2 protein-coding genes are annotated in these 1,103 nt (G+C 41.9%); both read left to right on the forward strand.

Annotated features, from left to right (window positions below; translation table 11 throughout):
* A partial coding sequence (locus tag KDK15_RS12215; RefSeq protein WP_257295637.1) for a hypothetical protein occupies positions 1-318 on the forward strand: 318 nt, incomplete at its 5' end.
* Positions 319-532: 214 nt separating this feature from the next.
* Positions 533-1,103: hypothetical protein (locus KDK15_RS12220; RefSeq protein ID WP_257295638.1), on the forward strand; the 571-nt coding region annotated here is incomplete at its 3' end.

Genomic DNA, 1,103 nt, shown 5'->3' on the forward strand with positions numbered 1-1,103 from the left:
GCCCGCAAGGCTTACCTTCAGTCCGAGAAGGGGAAGGCTGCCCGCAAGGCTTACCGTGAGTCCAAGAAAGGGAAGGCTACCCGGGCGGCTTACGAGCAGTCCGAGAAACAGAAGGCTTCCCATAAAGCCCGGGCACAGTCCGCGAAAGAGAAGGCTTATCGTAAGGCTTACAATGAAACTTTAAAGAATACCGGTAGTGATCAAGAACAAACAAAAATTGCTGGTAAGCAAGCTGCCTCCTTTGTATGTGAATCGAATAAAGCAAGAAATAATGAGCCTGAATCAGCCTCTATTTCTCCCCTCCTGCCCGCTTTTTAAATTGACTTAGTAGTCAGCAATCGAAGAATAAGAAGACACTGGTCGCTATCCTCCGGATAGGCAAATGATAAAACCTGCTGTGCCTCATCAGCAGGCGACAGTTTAATCAAGCTTGTTGTGGGATATATCAATAAATATTGAGTTGGCCGTGTTAGGAAGGAACTTTTATAAAAAAGAGTTGTCATAGGCTTAAATTCAATAATTCAATAATTCAATGAATATACCTACCTACTCTGCAAATTTAAATGTAGCTTCTGATCGCTGTTCTTATTTTCAAGATTCTACTTCTACTTCTTCTGAATCTGCAACATCATGTCAGGCCTTCTTCCGTGAAGTTGTGGAAGCAATGAATATTCAATGTGCTATGCGTACTTATGAAACTACTAAATACAACTTTCAGCAGCCAACGGTGCTTTTTAACAATCCATTTGCTGATCCCGGGTTTGACAAAAGGTCGATAGTCATCGTCGATAGCCATACTAAAGAAGATCAACCACTTGACTTACCTGTCAGAATAAAATCACAGAATAATCATCCCCCCAGATATATTCCTGATAATGAACGTTTTTCAATCAAGTCTATTTTAGGATTAGGGCAATCAACCTCCCGAAGCCCATCAGCTGTTGACATTCATTACCATCCTTGTGAAATTTTTAATCCATTGCCCAATAATCACAATGGTGAATCTCTGACCACCTCTCATGATAAGATTTGTACACGGTCCGAGAAACAGAAGGCTTACGCAAAGACCGAGAAACGAAAGGCTTACCTGAGGGCTTACCAGA

Source organism: Endozoicomonas sp. YOMI1, from assembly GCF_024606345.1.
Taxonomy (GTDB): Bacteria; Pseudomonadota; Gammaproteobacteria; order Pseudomonadales; family Endozoicomonadaceae; genus Endozoicomonas.